14 protein-coding genes are annotated in these 16006 nt (G+C 71.6%); 11 read left to right on the top strand and 3 right to left on the bottom strand.

All coding sequences use genetic code 11. From position 1 onward, the window contains the following. Positions 1-1215 carry a cytochrome P450 family protein gene (locus tag QMK34_RS24070; protein WP_326416553.1) on the top strand — a complete coding sequence of 405 codons (1215 nt, stop codon included), beginning with the start codon at positions 1-3 and terminating at the stop codon, positions 1213-1215. Positions 1216-1265: 50 nt separating this feature from the next. Here QMK34_RS24070 and QMK34_RS24065 read toward each other — a convergent pair whose 3' ends face one another. Further along, positions 1266-1772 (bottom strand): DinB family protein, encoded by a 507-nt coding sequence (locus tag QMK34_RS24065; protein ID WP_326416552.1) that lies wholly within the window; start codon positions 1770-1772, stop codon positions 1266-1268. A 40-nt stretch (positions 1773-1812) separates the two neighbouring features. On the opposite strand from QMK34_RS24065, the gene QMK34_RS24060 reads away from it, so the two are divergent. From QMK34_RS24060 to QMK34_RS24030, 7 genes are all read left to right on the top strand, one after another. Further along, entirely contained in the window at positions 1813-3093 is a 1281-nt protein-coding gene (locus tag QMK34_RS24060) for an adenosylmethionine--8-amino-7-oxononanoate transaminase (protein ID WP_326416551.1), read from the top strand. A gap of 237 nt (positions 3094-3330) precedes the next feature. Beyond that, the gene (locus QMK34_RS24055; protein ID WP_326416549.1) at positions 3331-5595 is read left to right on the top strand and encodes a bifunctional SulP family inorganic anion transporter/carbonic anhydrase; all 2265 of its coding nucleotides are present in this window, start codon (positions 3331-3333) and stop codon (positions 5593-5595) included. A gap of 283 nt (positions 5596-5878) precedes the next feature. Further along, positions 5879-8197, top strand: coding sequence for a bifunctional SulP family inorganic anion transporter/carbonic anhydrase (locus QMK34_RS24050; RefSeq protein ID WP_326416547.1), 2319 nt, complete (start codon positions 5879-5881; stop codon positions 8195-8197). Continuing rightward, on the top strand, positions 8106-8783 hold the full coding sequence (gene bioD / locus QMK34_RS24045) for an ATP-dependent dethiobiotin synthetase BioD (RefSeq protein ID WP_326416574.1): 678 nt from the start codon (positions 8106-8108) through the stop codon (positions 8781-8783). Before QMK34_RS24050 ends, bioD begins: the two co-directional genes overlap by 92 nt. Positions 8784-8863: 80 nt before the next feature. Beyond that, positions 8864-9901, top strand: a complete 1038-nt coding sequence (gene bioB, locus QMK34_RS24040) for a biotin synthase BioB (RefSeq protein ID WP_326416546.1) — start codon at positions 8864-8866, stop codon at positions 9899-9901. Beyond that, positions 9888-10091 carry a biotin synthase auxiliary protein BsaP gene (gene bsaP, locus QMK34_RS24035; protein ID WP_326416544.1) on the top strand — a complete coding sequence of 68 codons (204 nt, stop codon included), beginning with the start codon at positions 9888-9890 and terminating at the stop codon, positions 10089-10091. Before bioB ends, bsaP begins: the two co-directional genes overlap by 14 nt. Before the next feature lie 57 nt (positions 10092-10148). Beyond that, on the top strand, positions 10149-10754 hold the full coding sequence (locus QMK34_RS24030) for a DUF2567 domain-containing protein (protein ID WP_326416543.1): 606 nt from the start codon (positions 10149-10151) through the stop codon (positions 10752-10754). 161 nt (positions 10755-10915) lie between these two features. On the opposite strand, the gene QMK34_RS24025 is transcribed toward QMK34_RS24030, so the two are convergent. Continuing rightward, complete coding sequence (locus QMK34_RS24025) at positions 10916-11632, bottom strand: LON peptidase substrate-binding domain-containing protein (RefSeq protein ID WP_326416542.1); 717 nt, start codon at positions 11630-11632, stop codon at positions 10916-10918. A 40-nt stretch (positions 11633-11672) separates the two neighbouring features. After that, complete coding sequence (locus tag QMK34_RS24020) at positions 11673-12308, bottom strand: NUDIX hydrolase (protein WP_326416541.1); 636 nt, start codon at positions 12306-12308, stop codon at positions 11673-11675. Between the two features lie 112 nt (positions 12309-12420). Here QMK34_RS24020 and nadA point away from each other — a divergent pair, with 112 nt between their 5' ends. The 3 genes from nadA to nadC are packed head-to-tail and all read left to right on the top strand — an operon-like array spanning position 12421 to position 15973. Continuing rightward, the gene (gene nadA / locus QMK34_RS24015; RefSeq protein ID WP_326416540.1) at positions 12421-13434 is read left to right on the top strand and encodes a quinolinate synthase NadA; all 1014 of its coding nucleotides are present in this window, start codon (positions 12421-12423) and stop codon (positions 13432-13434) included. Next, positions 13431-15086 carry an L-aspartate oxidase gene (locus QMK34_RS24010; RefSeq protein WP_326416539.1) on the top strand — a complete coding sequence of 552 codons (1656 nt, stop codon included), beginning with the start codon at positions 13431-13433 and terminating at the stop codon, positions 15084-15086. The genes nadA and QMK34_RS24010 overlap by 4 nt, the downstream gene beginning before the upstream one ends. Beyond that, positions 15083-15973, top strand: a complete 891-nt coding sequence (gene nadC / locus QMK34_RS24005; protein ID WP_326416538.1) for a carboxylating nicotinate-nucleotide diphosphorylase — start codon at positions 15083-15085, stop codon at positions 15971-15973. Before QMK34_RS24010 ends, nadC begins: the two co-directional genes overlap by 4 nt. Positions 15974-16006: the final 33 nt, after the last annotated feature.

Raw genomic sequence — 16006 nt, 5'->3', positions numbered from 1 at the left:
ATGGGGCGGCCAGATCAGCTGACCGAGCTGGGCGAGGACTTCGCCCAGCGATCGCACGAGCTGGAAGCGCTGCTGCGCGAGCAGGGGCCGGTCCGCCCCGCCCGGCTTCCTCGCGGGCTGCGCGTCTGGGTGGTGAGCCGGTACGCCGAAGCGCGCGCCCTGCTCACCGACACACGGCTCAGCAAGGACAGCGGCCAGGTGGCGCGCCTGTTCACGCAGGTCAGCGCGACGGGTGTGCAGGGCGGGTTCGCCCAGTCGCTCGGCACGCACATGCTCAACATGGATCCGCCGGACCACACCCGCGTCCGCAAGCTGATCAACAAGGCGTTCACCGCCCGCTCGGTGGCCAGGATGCGGTCGCGGATCGAGGAGATCACCGCGCAGTTGCTCGACGAGCTGGGCACGGGCGACGAGGTCGACCTGCTGGCCGGGTTCGCGGGCCCGCTGCCGATCACGGTGATCTGCGAGCTGCTCGGGGTGCGCGAGGAGGACCGCCACGAGTTCGCCGTTTGGTCGGGGGTCCTGGTGTCCTCGGCTCCGGCCACGGAGGTCCAGGAGTCCGCGCGGCTGATGTACGCCTACCTGAGCGGGCTGATCGCGGAGAAGCGGGAGAACCCCGGCGAGAACCTGCTGTCAGACCTGGTGCACGCCACCGACGAGGGCGATTCGCTGTCCGAGGCCGAACTCGTGTCGATGGCGTTCCTGCTGCTCGTCGCTGGCCACGAGACCACGGTCAACCTCATCGGCAACGCCGTACTGGCCCTGCTGCGCGAGCCCGCGCAGCTGGCGGCCCTGCGTGCCGACCCCGCCCTGCTGCCGGGCGCGGTGGAGGAGTTCCTGCGCTACGACGGCCCGGTCCACCTCGCGACCTTGCGTTTCACCACCGAACCGCTCGAGGTCGGCGACGTGACGATCCCGGTGGGCCAGTTCGTCCTGATCTCCCTCTTGGGCGCGAACCGCGACCCGGCCCGGTTCCCGGACCCCGACCGGCTCGACGTCACCAGGCCCGCCAGTGGCCATCTGGCCTTCGGCCACGGAATCCACCACTGCGTCGGAGCGCCCCTGGCCCGCCTGGAGGCGGAGATAGCGCTGGGCGCCCTCATCACCCGCTTCCCAGCCCTGACCCTCACTGCCGACCCCGAGACGTTGCGCTGGCGCGCGAGCACCCTGATGCACGGCCTGGAAACCCTCCCAGTCCGCCTCCGCTGTCCCTGAAGGCCACCTTCACGGCGTAAAACGCCGTGATGGTGGCCTTCAGGGGCCACTCAGGCTCCTACCACTCCGTCGACGCCTTCTCTGAGCAGGTCTGCGTGGCCGTTGTGCCGGGCGTACTCGTGGATCAGGTGCAGCATCACCAGCCGGAGCGATACGTCCTCACCCCAGCGCGGCTGGTACCCGGTGACGTCGAGCGACTCCGCCGCCGCCTCGATCCGGCGGGAGTGCTCGACCTCGGCCTGCCAGGCGCCGAACGCTTCGGAACGCGTGGACGCGCTGGCGTCGTAGGCGGCCTGGTAGTCACCCTCGGGCGACCACAGCAAGGGGATGTCCTCGGCGTTGATGACCCGCCGGAACCAGGTGCGCTCCACCTCGGCCAGGTGCCGGACGAGGCCGAGCAGGGTCAACGTCGAAGGTGGCATCGATCGGCTGCGTAGCTGCTCGTCGGACAGGTCGTCGCATTTCAGCGCGAGGGTCGCGCGGTGGAAGTCGAGGAAGGCTCGCAGCGACTCGCGCTCGCCCGCCCGCATCGGCGGGCCGATTCGTTCGGTGGTCACCGCGGCGAGCTTAGTGGGGCCCTGACCTAGGCTCGGGCGCATGGACGCCGCCGAACTGCTCAGCCTCGACGCCCAGCACGTCTGGCACCCGTACGGCCCGATGCCGGGCACCGTCGCACCGCTGGTCGTCACCGAGGCGAGTGGGGTGCGGTTGAAGCTGGCCGACGGGCGTGAGCTGGTCGACGGGATGTCGTCGTGGTGGGCCGCGATCCACGGCTACCGGCACCCCGTGCTCGACGCCGCGCTCGCCGCGCAGGCGGCGAAGATGAGTCACGTCATGTTCGGCGGGTTGACGCATGAGCCGGCGATCAGGCTGGCGAAGACGCTCGTCGACCTTTCGCCGGCGGGGCTCGAGCACGTGTTCCTGTGCGATTCGGGCTCGGTCTCGGTCGAGGTGGCCGTGAAGATGTGCCTGCAGTACTGGCAGTCGCTGGGGCGCAAGGGAAAACGCCGGCTGCTCACCTGGCGCGGCGGCTACCACGGTGACACTTTCACCCCGATGAGCGTGTGCGATCCCGAGGGCGGGATGCATTCGCTGTGGCGGGGAGTCCTGCCGGACCAGGTGTTCGTGCCCGCGCCGCCCGCCGGGTTCGGCGCGGCGCCGGATCCGTCCTATGTGGACGTCCTGGACGAGGCGATCGGGCGGCACGCCGACGAACTCGCCGCCGTCATCGTCGAACCGGTGGTGCAGGGTGCGGGCGGCATGCGGTTCCACCACCCCGGTTATCTGCGCGTGTTGCGGGAGCTGACCGAGGCACACGGCGTGCTGCTGGTCTTCGACGAGATCGCGACCGGGTTCGGCCGGACCGGGGCGATGTTCGCCGCCGAGCACGCCGGGGTGACGCCGGACGTCCTGTGCGTCGGCAAGGCGCTGACCGGCGGATACCTCACCATGGCCGCGACGCTGTGCACGCCGGAGATCGCCCGCGGCATCTCGCGCGGGGAGCTCCCGGTGCTCGCGCACGGCCCGACGTTCATGGGCAACCCGCTCGCGTCCGCGGTGGCCAACGCGTCGCTGGGGCTGCTGGCCGACGGCGGCTGGAAGAGCGACGTGCCCAGGATCGAGGCCGGGTTGCGGGCCGGGCTCGAACCCGCGCGCGACCTGCCGTCGGTCGCCGACGTCCGGGTGCTCGGCGCGATCGGGGTGCTCCAGCTCGACCATCCGGTGGACATGGCCGTCGCGACCGAGGTGGTCACCGGGCACGGGGTCTGGCTGCGCCCGTTCCGGGACCTGATCTACACCATGCCGCCGTTCGTCACCGGGGACGCCGACGTCGCCGCGATCACCTCGGCGATGCTCGCGGTGGCCGAAAAGGCCTGAGCCCGGCCGAATTCACCGGATCGAGTGTGACGGCGACCACTGGGCACGTTGGGTATCCACATTGGAACGCTGAGTAGTCGCTGACTCGGATGACCATGCGAACGAGCTAGCGTCGGCGCGGTGTTGCTAGGCGCTTCGGGTGAATTGTCCGAAGGGTCCTCGCGGTACGACATCGTCCGGAACGCGAAAAACCTTTGCATAGCAGACATTTGCCCGGGTTTTCGGTTTCCTACCCGCATGATCGAGATCGTTCGTGGCGAACACGACACCGGGCCGCCGGGCCGCCGGACCAACCCGCTACGCAAGCTGCAGTTCCTGCGTCACGACCTGCCCGCCTCCCTGGTGGTCTTCTTCGTGGCCGTACCCCTTTCGCTGGGCATCGCCCACGCCGCCGGCGCTCCGCTGCTGGCAGGCCTGATCTCCGCCGTCGTCGGCGGACTGGTCGCCGCCCTCTTCGGTGGCTCCGTACTCCAGGTCAGTGGCCCTTCGGCCGCACTGACCGTCGTCCTCGCCGACACGATCGGCACCTTCGGCTGGCCGGTGACCTGCGCGATCACCATGGGCGCCGGGGTGCTCCAGATCCTGTTCGGCGTCAGCCGCGTCGCCCGCGCCTCGCTGGCCATCTCCCCGGCGATCGTGCACGGCCTGCTCGCCGGGATCGGCGTGACGATCGTGCTGGGCCAGCTGCACGTCGTACTGGGCGGCACGGCGCAGGGCTCGGCGATCGCCAACGTGCTCGCGCTGCCCGCCCAGCTCGCCGGCCACCACGACCAGGCCGTGCAGGTCGGCGTGCTGACCATCCTCGTCCTGCTCGCCTGGCCCCGGCTGCCCCAGCCGCTGCGGCGGATTCCCGCGCCGCTGGCCGCGGTGACGCTCTCCACCGGGCTTTCGCTGGCCGCCGGGATGACGCTGCCCCGGGTGGACCTGCCCGCCGGGCTGCCCCCGATCCGGTTCGTCCCCGAGGTCCCGGCGAGCGGCTGGCTCGCCGTCGCCGTCGCGGTGCTCACCATCGCGCTGATCGTCAGCCTGGAAAGCCTGCTGTCGGCGGTCGCCGTCGACAAGCTGCGCGACGCCCCGCGCACCGACCTCGACCGTGAGCTGGCCGGGCAGGGCCTGGCGAACCTCGCCGCCGGCGCGCTCGGCGGTTTCCCCGTCACCGGTGTCGTCGTGCGCAGCATGACCAACTTCGAGGCCGGTGCCCGCACCCGGGCCTCCGCCGTCCTGCACTGCGCGTGGATCCTGCTGTTCTGCCTCGCCCTGCCCGGTGTCCTGCGCGCCATCCCGCTCGCCGCGCTCGCCGGGCTGCTCGTCCACGTCGGCGCGAAACTGGTGAACCTGCCCCACCTCAAGGAAGTCCTGCGCCACGGCGACGTTTCCGTGTACCTCGTGACCTTGGTCGGTGCGGTGGCCGTCAACCTGCTCACCGGCGTCGCGGCGGGGGTCGTGCTGGCACTGGCGCTGATGCTGCGGCGGATGCTGTTCTCCGGCATCCGCGTTGAGGACGACGGCCCGCGGGCGCGGGTGGTGATCGAGGGTGCGCTGACGTTCCTGTCGGTGCCGCGGCTGACCAGGGTGCTCGCCGAGGTCGGCGATCGCACGGAGGTCACGCTGGAGCTGCAGGTCGACTACCTCGACCACGCCGCGTTCGACTGCCTGCGCGGCTGGCAGCACGCGTTCACCCGGGCGGGCGGCACGGTGGTCGTCGACGAGCTCGGGCACCCGTGGTTCGCCAGGGGCAAGTCCGGGGTGCCGACGCTGCGCCGCGGTGTCGCCGCCAAGGTGGTCCCGCGCTGGCTCGCGCCGTGGTCGGACTGGCAGGCCGAGCACGCGAGCGTGCCCGGCCAGCGGACCGCGAGCGGCCCGTTGTGCCGTGGCACCAAGGAGTTCCAGCGCCGCGCGGCACCCCTGCTGCGGCAGACGCTCAGCGACCTGGCGCACGGGCAGAAGCCGCACACGCTGTTCATCACCTGTGGTGACGCGCGGATCGTGCCGAACCTGATCACCACCAGCGGACCGGGCGACCTGTTCACCGTCCGCAACATCGGCAACCTCGTCCCCGACCCGGCCGCCGGGGGAGAACCGGACTCCTCCGTCGGCGCCGCGATCGAGTACGCCGTCGGCGTCCTGCGGGTCCGGGAAGTGGTGGTGTGCGGGCATTCCGGCTGCGGCGCGATGAAGGCGCTGCTCGGCGACGCGCCCGGCGGGCTGCCGAACCTCGGCAGCTGGCTTCGGCACGGCGACGCGACCCTGCGCCGCCGCGCCACGCACGGCCCGGTGCTGCTCGACAGCCGCCGCGCCGGAGCCGAGGCCGATCAGCTGGCGCTGCACAACGTCGTGCAGCAGCTGGATCACCTGGCGCGCCACCCGGTCGTCGCGGCGGCGCTGGCCGCGGGCGAGCTCCACTTGACGGGCATGTACTTCGACGTCGGCGCCGCGCAGGTCTCGCTGCTCGACGCCGACGCCCGGTCCTTCGTCCACACCAACGCCCCCCAGCAGGTGTAGAACTCGGGCCCGCCGGTGTAGAACTCGGGCCCTCGAGTGTGGGACTCGCCGACGCCCGGCGAGTCCCACACCGTGGGGGCCGAGTTCCCCGGTGTCGGTCCGAGTTCCCCGCTGAGCGAACATGAGTTTGTTTCGTGTCAACGGATCGGGGGTTTCTGGTGGGTGAATTCGGGTGTCGATGGCCGGGGCTTGAGTCCCCCAAAAGTGGGAAATCTGACAATTGATCACTCGATCGTGTGGAACATAGCGGACATTTCACACGAGGTTCGGTTACCTGGTGATCATGAATACGAGAGCCGTGCTTCGACACGACCTGCCCGCCTCCCTGGTGGTGTTCCTGGTTGCCGTCCCACTGTCCCTCGGAATCGCGCTCGCCTCCGGCGCCCCGATCGTCGCCGGGCTGATCGCGGCGATCGTCGGCGGCGTGGTCGCCGGTGCGCTCGGCGGTTCGGCGCTGCAGGTCAGCGGACCGGCCGCGGGACTGACCGTGGTGATGGCCGAGACGATCAACACCTTCGGGTGGGCCACCACCTGCGCCATCACCGTCGCCGCCGGCGCGCTCCAGCTCCTGCTCGGCGCGAGCAGGATCGCCCGCGGCGCGCTGGCGATCTCCCCGGCGATCGTGCACGGCATGCTCGCCGGCATCGGCGTCACCATCGTGCTGGGCCAGCTGCACGTCGTGCTCGGCGGCACCGCGCAGAGCTCCGCGATCGACAACATCCTCGAACTGCCCGCCCAGGTCATCGCCCACCACGACTCGGCCACCCTGATCGGCCTGCTGACCATCGCCGTGCTGCTGCTCTGGCCCCGGCTGCCCGCCGCGGTCCGCAAGGTCCCCGGCCCGCTCGCCGCGATCGCGCTGGCGACCCTGCTCTCGGTGGTGTCCGGCATGACGCTGCCCCGCGTCGAACTGCCGGGCGACCTGCTCTCGATCCGGTTCGTCCCCCAGCTGCCAGACTCCGGCTGGACCGGCTTCGCCGTCGCCGTGGTCACGATCGCGCTGATCGCCAGCGTGGAAAGCCTGCTGTCCGCGGTCGCCATCGACAAGCTGCACACCGGCGCCCGCTCCAACCTCGACCGCGAGCTGCTCGGCCAGGGAGCGGCGAACATGGTCTCCGGCGCGCTCGGCGGCCTGCCCGTCACCGGCGTCATCGTCCGCAGCTCCACCAATGTCAACGCCGGGGCCAAGACCCGCGCGTCGGCGATCCTGCACGGCGTCTGGGTGCTCGTGTTCGTGGTCCTGCTCGCCGGGCTGATCCAGAACATCCCGCTCGCCGCGCTCGCCGGGCTGCTGGTCCACGTCGGCGCGAAACTGGTCAACCCCGCCCACATCCGGCAGGTGTTCAAGCACGGCGACCTCGCGGTGTACCTGGTGACGCTGCTCGGCGTCGTCGTGTTCGACCTGCTCACCGGCGTGCTCCTCGGCATCGGGCTGGCGCTCGTGCTGATGCTGCGCCGCACCGTGTGGTCGGGCATCCACGCCCATCGCGACGGCGACCAGTGGCGCGTCGTCGTCGAGGGCGTGCTGACGTTCCTCTCGGTGCCGCGGCTGTCCAAGGTGCTCGGCGCGGTGCCCGAGGGCACCACGGTGACGCTGGAACTGGTGGTCGACTACCTCGACCACGCCGCGTTCGACAGCCTCACCAGCTGGCAGCAGGCCTACGAACGGGCCGGGGGCACCGTCGTCGTCGACGAGGTCGGCCATCCCTGGTTCGCGACCGGCAAGTCCGCGAAGCCGACGTTGTCCCGCAACGCCGCCTCCCGGGCCGTCCCGCGCCGCTTGGCGCCGTGGTCGGACTGGCAGGCCGTCGATGTCGGGCTGCCCAGTCAGCGTGGCGGCCCGACCCGCCGCGGCGCGACGGAGTTCCAGCGCCGCACCGCCGCGCTCGTCCAGCCGACGCTGAGCGAGCTCGCCGGTGGGCAGAAGCCGCACACGCTGTTCATCACCTGCGGTGACTCCCGGATCGTGCCGAACCTGATCACCACCAGCGGACCGGGCGACCTGTTCACCATCCGCAACATCGGCAACCTGGTGCCCGCCGGGCAGGCCGACCCGTCGATCGGCGCGGCGATCGAGTTCGCCGTCGGCGTGCTCGCCGTGCGGGAGGTCGTGATCTGCGGGCACTCCGGCTGCGGCGCGATGAGCGCGCTGGCCCACGGCGCCCCGGCGAACACGCCCCAGCTCGCCGCCTGGCTGGAGCACGCCGCGCCGAGCGCGCGCCGGACGGAGGAGGTCAGCCTCGACGGGCAGGCCCCGCCCCGCGAGATCGACCGGCTCGCGCTGCACAACGTCATGCAGCAGCTGGCCAACCTGCGCGACTATCCGCTGGTCGCGGATGCCGAGCGGCGTGGCGAGCTGCACCTGACCGGAATGTACTTCGACGTCGGCGGCGCGCAGGTTTACCTGTCCGAGCCGGGGTCGGGGGTGTTCGCGCCGGTGGATTCCGATAACTTCTCTGCCCGTGAGCATGCTGGTGATAACCGGGACCGGAACCGGGGTCGGCAAGACGATCACCACGGCGGCGATAGCGGCGCTGGCGCTGTCGCAGCGGCGCCGGGTGGCCGTGTTGAAGCCCGCGCAGACCGGGGTACGCCCGGGTGAGCCGGGCGACCTCGCCGACGTCGAGCGCCTTGTCGGCGCCGGTCCGACGTTGCGCGAGTTGCGCCGCTATCCCGATCCGCTGTCCCCCGAGGCCGCCGCGCGCCGTAGTGGGCTCGCCCCGCTGGGCCCGGTGGAGATCGCCCGCGCCGCGACGGAGCTCGACGCCGACCACGACCTCACGCTGATCGAGGGCGCGGGCGGGCTGCTCGTGCGCTTCGACGAGCGTGGCAACAGCCTGGCCGACGTCGCCTGGGCCTTGGGCGCGCCGGTGGTCGTGGTGGCCGAGGCCGGGCTGGGCACGCTGAACGCGACGGCGCTGACGGCCGAGGTGGCCACGAAGCGCGGTCTGAACGTCGCCGGGGTGGTCATCGGCTCCTGGCCGGACGAACCGGACCTCGCCGCGCTGTGCAACCTCGAGGACCTGCCGGTGGCCGCCGGGGCGCCCCTGCTCGGCGTGCTGCCGGCCGGGCTGGGCGCCGCCGGGCGCGAGGACTTCCTCGCCGGGGCCGGGCGCGGGCTGTCCCCGTGGTTCGGCGGGCAGTTCGACCCGGAGTGCTTCGCCGGGAGCGCGTCCGCCCAGAAGTGACGTGCGTCGCTGTGCGCCCGCGCCTGGTGATGCACGATGATGGGCGCCGGAACACACCGCCGTGAACAGGGAGACCTTCAGTGACCTCAGCCCCGGAGAAGACCAGCCTCGACGCCGTGGGCGCGGACGTCCTGCGGGTGGCCCGTGAGCAGGTGCTGGAGCGGGGCGAAGGACTCGCCGAGGCCCAGCTCCTCGAGGTCCTGCGGCTCGGCGACGAGCACCTCACCGACCTGCTGGCGCTGGCCCACGACGTGCGGATGCGCTGGTGCGGCCCCGAGGTCGAGGTCGAGGGCATCATCAGCCTCAAGACCGGCGGCTGCCCGGAGGACTGCCACTTCTGCTCGCAGTCCGGCCGCTTCCCGACCCCGGTGCGCTCCGCGTGGCTGGACATCCCGGGCCTGGTCAAGGCCGCCCGGCAGACCGCCGAGACCGGCGCGACGGAGTTCTGCATCGTCGCCGCCGTGCGCGGCCCGGACAAGCGCCTGCTGACCCAGGTCCGCGAAGGCGTCAAGGCCATCCGCGCCGACGGGAACGACATCCAGATCGCCTGCTCGCTCGGTATGCTGACCCAGGAGCAGGTCGACGACCTGGTCGACATGGGCGTGCACCGCTACAACCACAACCTGGAGACCGCGCGCTCGCACTTCCCGAACGTGGTCACCACGCACACCTGGGAAGAGCGCTGGGAGACCCTGCGCATGATCCGCGAGGCGGGCATGGAGGTCTGCTGCGGTGGCATCATCGGCATGGGGGAGACCGTCGAACAGCGCGCCGAGTTCGCCGCGCAGCTGGCCGAGCTGAACCCGGACGAGTGCACGATGAACTTCCTCATCCCGCAGCCCGGCACGCCGTACGAGCACTACGAGATCGTCGAGGGCAAGGACGCGCTGCGCACGGTCGCCGCGTTCCGGCTCGCCATGCCGCGGCCGCTGATCCGCTTCTCCGGCGGCCGTGAGCTGACCTTCGGCGACCTCGGCACCAAGCAGGGCATGCTCGGCGGGATCAATGCGATCATCGTCGGCAACTACCTGACCAACCTGGGCCGCTCGGCGGATCAGGACCTGGAGATGCTGAAGGACCTCAAGATGCCGGTCAAGGCGCTCAGTGACTCTCTCTGACCCCCCCGTCTATTGCGTCCACTGTGGACAGATAGAGGACGGCGGGGCCGCGCATCCCGGCTGTGTCAACCCGCGTACCGCGCTGGAGCCGCCCCGGTTCTGCGCGCGGTGCGCGCGCCGCATGATCGTCCAGATCACCCCGGCGGGGTGGACGGCGCGGTGCAGCCGCCACGGTGAGCTGTCCGGCTAGCCTGGTCTTCTCGCGGACAGTTACGCTCTGTCCACGTAGCAGGGGAGGGAGTCCGGGATGGTCGAGCCTACGAACCGTGCGGCGCACCGGTCTTCGGCCGTGGACGATCCATGGTCGGTCCCGGTGTTCCCACGCCTGCATCAGGAGCGGGCGAAGGTCGTGGTCAAGGCCGACCTGCTGCCCGCGGTGAGCGTGCTGTCCACCGCCGGGCTGCTCGGCATCCCGCTCGGCTGGCTGTGGTCCGTGCTGGCGCCGGCGCAGCGGATGCGCGTGATCTCGCTGACGGACAAGCCCGTGCCGTTGGAGCTGGAGAGCTGGCACCGCTTCGACGACCTCGCGATCTACGGTTTCCTTAGTCTCGGCCTCGGCCTGGTGGTGGGGCTCGCGGCCTGGTTCCTGCGCGAACGCCGCGGCCCGGTCGTGCTGCTGGCCGCGACCGGCGGCTCGGCGCTGGCCGGCTGGCTGGGCACCCAGATGGGCTCCTGGTTCGTCACGATGAAGTACGAGATCACCGCGCCGCCCGCGCTCGGCGCGGTCATCGAGAAGGCCCCGCAGCTGGAGTCGTCCTGGATCCTGCTCGCCGCCCCGCTGATGACGGCGCTGGTCTACGCGCTGATGACGGCGTGGAACGGGCGGGATGACCTGGGACGCCGACTCGGCTGATCGTTTTTGCCCGAGTCGGCGTAGGCCACCCGCCGTCACGGCATCCGTGATCAGACGGCCGTCACCCGTGATCAGATTGCCGGGACGAAAGGCGGCAGTCTGATCACGCGTGACGGCAGTTCGAACACGGGTGACGGCAGTCTGATCACGCGGCCTGGGGGTTAGTTGAGGCTGGACGGCTGGCTGAAGTCGCCGAGTTCGCTCGTGGGCATGGGGACGGCGCCGAGCGCGGCGAGGAAGCCGGCTTCGCGGGTCAGGAGGCGGCAGACCATCCGCAGGCGCCGCACCGGGTTCGTCTCCTCCAGCAGTTGCTGGCGGTCCTCCAGCGGCAGCAGGCAGTCGGCGGCGAGCTGATAGGCCAGTTCGCCCAGTTCGGCGTCCTCCCCCGGCACCCGCCAGTCGTCGGAATGCCAGGCGGATTCGCAGTAGCGCCGGTGCGCCGCGCGGGCGATCGCCGCCAGCCGTCCGTAGGTCTCGACGCCGCTCATCGGGAGCCGCTCGTCGGGCAGCCATTCGACCGAGCCGAGCAGATACGGCGCGGACGTGGTGTCGAGTTCGAGCAGCCGGAACCGCCGCCGCGCCGTCGTGACCACGTCGAACCGGCCGTCGGGAAGCTGCTTCGCCTCGCGCAGCACGGTGCTGCAGCCGACGTCGTAGAGATGGTCCTGACTGGTCACCTCGCGGACCAGCGAGGTACGCAGCGTGATCACCCCGAACTCCCGGCCCGGCACGCTGCCGCCGACCAGATCCGCGGTCAGCTGCCGGTACCGGGGCTCGAAGATGTGCAAGGGGAGATGTACTCCCGGCAGCAGAACCGTCTGGAGTGGGAACAGGGGCAACGTCGTCGTCCCGTTCGTCTCCCGCTTCGCTTCCGCCACCCGTTCAAGGTACGGGGAAGCCGGTCCGTCCGCAGCACAGTCACGGTGCCGGGGGCGGGCGGAACACCGCGAACGGGTCCGTGATCTGCATGCCCTTGCCCGCAAAGGAGAACAGCGCGGCGGGACGGCCGCCGCTGCGGCCGGGCGGCGCGGTGTCCCCGGTGGGCACCAGCAGCCCGCGCCGCGACAGCACCCGTTGCAGGTTCGTCGCGGACACCTTGTAGCCGAGCGCGGCGGAGTACAGCCCGCGCAGCGCGGAGATCGTGAACTGCTCGGGCGCGAGGGCGAAACCCGCGTTGGTGTAGGAGAGTTTCGACCGCAGGCGGTCCCGCGCGCGCAGCACGATCGCCTCGTGGTCGAACGCGGTCCTTGGCAGCGCGGCCACGTCGTGCCACTCGGTGTCCTCGGGCACGACCGGGTCCACATCGGACGGCACCAGCCCGAGGAACGCCGTCGCCACCACCCGCGGGCCGGGTACGCGGTCCGGGTCGCTGAATACCGCGAGCTGCTCGACGTGCTTGAGCTGCCGGACGTCGACCTTCTCCTTCAGCTGCCGCCGGACCGACGTTTCGACGTCCTCGTCGGGCCGCAGCCTGCCGCCGGGCAGCGACCAGCGGCCGAGGTGCGGATCGAGCGCGCGGCGCCACAGCAGCACGCGGAGTGTGTCGCAGCGCACCTGAAGTACTGCGCCCAGAACCTCGTGTGCCAGGGGGGCGTGGGTGTTAATATGACTTCGCACGGTTTTCGATTATAAGGCGAAAACCGGTGAGCGGTCCAGGAGGGCCTCAATGACCACCACGTTGGTTCCGGAAGGCCTCATCCCCTTCGGCGGGGTAGAGGCGAATGCGGCTTGGGCGGATGAGGTGCGCGCGCTCGCGAAGCAGCGCGACGCCGTCCTGCTGGCGCACAACTACCAGGTTCCGGAGATTCAGGACATCGCCGACTTCACTGGCGATTCCCTCGCGCTCAGCCGCATCGCGGCGAGCAGCGACGCGTCCACCATCGTCTTCTGCGGGGTGCATTTCATGGCCGAGACCGCGAAGATCCTGGCTCCGCAGAAGACCGTCCTCATCCCGGACGCGCGGGCGGGCTGCTCGCTGGCGGACTCCATCACCGGGGACCAGCTGCGCGAGTGGAAGGCGGAGCACCCTGGCGCGGTCGTCGTCTCGTACGTGAACACCACGGCCGAGGTCAAGGCGGAGACCGACATCTGCTGCACCTCGTCCAACGCCGTCGACGTCGTCGCCTCGATCCCCGCTGACCAGGAGGTTCTCTTCCTGCCGGACCAGTTCCTCGGCGCCCACGTCAAGCGGGAGACCGGCCGGGAGAACATGCACATCTGGGCGGGCGAGTGCCACGTGCACGCCGGGATCAACGGTGACGAGCTCGCCGAACGGGCCGCCGAGAACCCCGACGCGGACCTGTTCATCCACCCCGAATGCGGCTGCGCGACCTCCGCGCTCTACCTCGCGGGGGAGGGTGTCGTCGCGCCGGAGCGGGTCAAGATCCTCTCGACAGGGGACATGGTGCACGCCGCGCGCGCCACCTCGGCGAAGTCGGTGCTGGTGGCCACCGAGATCGGCATGATCCACCAGCTGCGCAAGGCCGCGCCGGAGATCGACTTCCGCGCGGTGAACGACCGGGCGTCCTGCCGGTACATGAAGATGATCACCCCGGCAGCCCTGCTGCGGTGCCTGCGTGACGGCGCCGACGAGGTCCACGTGGACCCCGGGACGGCGGCCAGGGCCCGTGCCTCGGTGCGGCGGATGATCGAGATCGGCAAGCCCGGCGGCGCCGAATGACCGGCCAGGTTAGTGCTCATCAGGCGAAAACCTCGCCGGTCTGGGACGCGCGGGCGGACCTCGTGGTGGTCGGCAGCGGGGTCGCCGGGCTGACCGCGGCGCTGCGCGCCCAAGAGCTCGGGCTGCACGTCCTCGTCGTCACGAAGGCGGCGGTGGAGGACGGCAACACCCGCTGGGCGCAGGGGGGCGTCGCGGTGGTCCTGGCGGACCAGCACGACGCCGGTGACACGGTCGGCAAGCACGCCGAGGACACGCTCGTCGCCGGTGCGGGGCTCTGCGACGAGGCGGCCGTCCGGTCGATCCTCGACGGCGGGCCCGCCGCGGTCACCCGGTTGCGTGACGGCGGCGCCCGGTTCGACCCGACGTCCGCGGCGAGCTCCGAGCTCGCGAGGGCCCGCGAGGGCGGGCACAGCGCGTTCCGGGTCATCCACGCCGGAGGGGACGCGACCGGGGCCGAGGTCGAGCGCACGCTCGTCGCCCAGGCGGGCACCCGGCGGGTGCCGGTGCTGGAGCACCACATCGCCGTCGACGCGGTGCGCACCCCGACCGGCGAGGTCGCGGGGGTGACGGTGCTCGACCGCAACGGCGTTCCCGGGGTGGTGCGGGCCCCGGCGGTCCTGCTGGCCAGCGGCGGGTTCGGGCAGCTCTACCAGGCGACGTCCAACCCGGAGATCGCCACCGGGGACGGCCTCGCGCTGGCGCTGCGCGCGGGGGCGACGGTCGCGGACATCGAGTTCGTGCAGTTCCACCCGACCGTCCTCTACACCCCGGGCGCGCGTGGGCGCTGCCCGCTGGTCACCGAGGCCGTGCGCGGGGAGGGCGCCACCCTGCTCGACGCCACGGGCGCGTCCGTCATGCGCGGCGTGCACCCGCTCGGCGACCTCGCGCCGCGCGACGTCGTCTCGGCGGCGATCGCCCGGCACCTGCTGTCGGCGCCCGGCGGCGTCGACGACCCCGTCTTCCTGGACGCGACCGGCATCAAGGGCTTCGCCCAGCGGTTCCCGACGGTGTTCGCGGCCTGCCGGGCGATCGGGCTCGACCCGGTGGCCGACCCGATCCCGGTCTCCCCGGCGGCGCATTTCGCCTGTGGCGGCGTGGTGACCACTGTGGACGGACGATCCAGTGTCACCGGGCTGTACGCCGCGGGCGAGGTCGCCAGGACCGGTTTGCACGGGGCGAACAGGCTGGCTTCCAACAGTTTGCTGGAAGGACTGGTCGTCGGGCAGCGGGTGGCCGAGGCGGTGGCGGCCGACCTGGCCGCCGGGCTGCTGGCCGACCCGCGGCGCGGGCGGCTGCCGTCGCAGGTCACCGCGCGGGTGGCCGAGCGGGACTCGCTGCAGCGGGTGATGAGCCGTTACGCCGCCATCGGCCGCGACGCCGAGGGTCTCGCCGTGGCGGGCTCGGTGCTCGATCTGTCCACAACCGACAGTCCGCTGTGGACACATGAGGCGGTGGAGGACGCCGCGCTCACGCTGGTGGCGCAGGCACTTGTCGCCGCCGCGGCGCGGCGCACCGAGTCGCGCGGCTGTCACGTGCGGACCGATTTCCCCGAGCGGGACGAGCTTTCCTGGCAGCGCGGGCAGCTCATCCGGCTCAGCCCGTCCGGCCAGCCGGTGCTGGCCGATTCGATTTCCCTGGAGGGTGTGGCATGACCGAGTTCTCCGCAGGTGTCGAAAAGGCACTCGTCGCCGACGGTCTCGACGTCGAGGACGTGCTCCGCGTGGTGACCACGGCGCTGGCCGAGGACCTGCGCTACGGCCCGGACGCGACCACGGCCGCGACAGTGCCCGCCGAGGCGCGCGCGCTCGCCGAGATCACCCCGCGGGTCAACGGCGTCCTCGCCGGGGTCCCGGTCGCGCTGGCCGTCTTCGACGCCGTCCTCGGCTCCTCGCACGAGGTGCTGGCCACGCGCCAGGACGGCGCCGCACTGGTGGGCGGGGAGCCCGCACTGGTGATCCGCGGGCCCGTGCGCGGGCTGCTCACCGCCGAGCGCACCGCGCTGAACCTGCTGTGCCACCTGTCAGGGGTGGCCACCGCGACCGCCGCCTGGGTGTCCGAAGTGGACGGTACGGGCTGCGCGATCCGGGACACCCGCAAGACTTCGCCCGGCCTGCGGCTGCTGGAGAAGTACGCCGTCCGCTGCGGCGGCGGGGCCAATCACCGGCTGGGCCTCGGCGACGCGGTGCTGATCAAGGACAACCACGTGGTGGCGGCCGGTTCGGTGACCGCGGCGCTGGCCGCGGTGCGTGAGCACGCGCCGCAGCTGCACTGCGAGGTCGAGGTCGACGACCTCGCCCAGCTGGAAGAAGCGCTGGCGGCGGGGGCCGACGAGGTGCTGCTGGACAATTTCACGCCCGAGCAGTGCGCGCTGGCCGTCGTGCGGCGCGACGCGGTCTCGCCGAAGACCCGGCTGGAGTCCTCCGGCGGGCTGCGGCTGGAGAACGCGCGGGCCCACGCGTCCACCGGCGTCGACTATCTGGCGGTCGGCTCGCTGACGCATTCCTCGCCCGCGCTGGACCTCGGGATGGATCTGCGCTGACGGTGTTTTTCCCCGCCCGGTAGCCCTCCCGGT

Source organism: Amycolatopsis sp. H20-H5, assembly GCF_035828755.1.
Classification (GTDB): domain Bacteria; phylum Actinomycetota; class Actinomycetes; order Mycobacteriales; family Pseudonocardiaceae; genus Amycolatopsis.
The sequence above is the reverse complement of the archived record's forward strand: the minus strand, read 5'-3'. Positions and strand labels throughout refer to the sequence as shown.

Excerpts from the sequence above, each read along its gene's own strand:
- QMK34_RS24060 (WP_326416551.1), top strand. The coding sequence starts at position 1,813 with ATGGACGCCGCCGAACTGCTCAGCCTCGACGCCCAGCACGTCTGGCAC.
- nadA (WP_326416540.1), top strand. The coding sequence starts at position 12,421 with ATGACCACCACGTTGGTTCCGGAAGGCCTCATCCCCTTCGGCGGGGTA.
- nadC (WP_326416538.1), top strand. The coding sequence starts at position 15,083 with ATGACCGAGTTCTCCGCAGGTGTCGAAAAGGCACTCGTCGCCGACGGT.
- QMK34_RS24055 (WP_326416549.1), top strand. The coding sequence starts at position 3,331 with ATGATCGAGATCGTTCGTGGCGAACACGACACCGGGCCGCCGGGCCGC.
- QMK34_RS24050 (WP_326416547.1), top strand. The coding sequence starts at position 5,879 with ATGAATACGAGAGCCGTGCTTCGACACGACCTGCCCGCCTCCCTGGTG.
- QMK34_RS24030 (WP_326416543.1), top strand. The coding sequence starts at position 10,149 with ATGGTCGAGCCTACGAACCGTGCGGCGCACCGGTCTTCGGCCGTGGAC.
- QMK34_RS24070 (WP_326416553.1), top strand. The coding sequence starts at position 1 with ATGGGGCGGCCAGATCAGCTGACCGAGCTGGGCGAGGACTTCGCCCAG.
- QMK34_RS24010 (WP_326416539.1), top strand. The coding sequence starts at position 13,431 with ATGACCGGCCAGGTTAGTGCTCATCAGGCGAAAACCTCGCCGGTCTGG.